Annotated in this window: 1 protein-coding gene; it reads right to left on the reverse strand. The window is 63.9% G+C overall.

The window, feature by feature from the left end; translation table 11 throughout:
• Positions 1-538 (reverse strand): TrmH family RNA methyltransferase (locus tag AC5RWX_RS34190; protein WP_494100560.1); only part of this gene is annotated, 538 nt, incomplete at both ends.

Below are 538 nucleotides of genomic sequence, written 5' to 3' on the forward strand. Positions count from 1 at the left end.
CCAGAGACATGTCTGCCACGAAGTAGCCTGCCTCTTTCAGCTGTTCGATACTGGCTGGCCACGATTCGATCCGCGTCCATGGCACTTGGAAGACCGTGCCCATCGACACGCGGATCGAGCGGCGGTAGAGCGGGTCAGCACACTGCGGCGTCACCAGCACGCCGTCGACGCCGATCGCTGCGGCGCTGCGGAAAACCGCACCTACGTTTGTATGGTCCGTAAGGTTCTCCAGGATCGCGATCCTTGATCGCCCTCGTGGACGACCGCGGTCAGACCCTTGTGTCTCGGAACACCTCACACTGGTGTGGTCCACGATGTCCTCCAGGACCGCCTCCCTTCGCGCACCGGCCAGCAGTTTCGGCAGCGGTACCGGCGCGGGACGCTCCATGGCGGCCATGGCACCCCGGTGAAGATGGAAACCGGTGATCTCCTCCAGCAAGGCGGCGCTGCCTATGAAGGCCGGGACGTGGGGGTAGGCGCCGAGGATGTCCTGAAGGTCGTCCAGCCATTTTTCTGCGAGGAAGAAGGACCGGGGCTG

The sequence above is a fragment of the Arthrobacter sp. SPT-J7 genome, assembly GCF_059089965.1.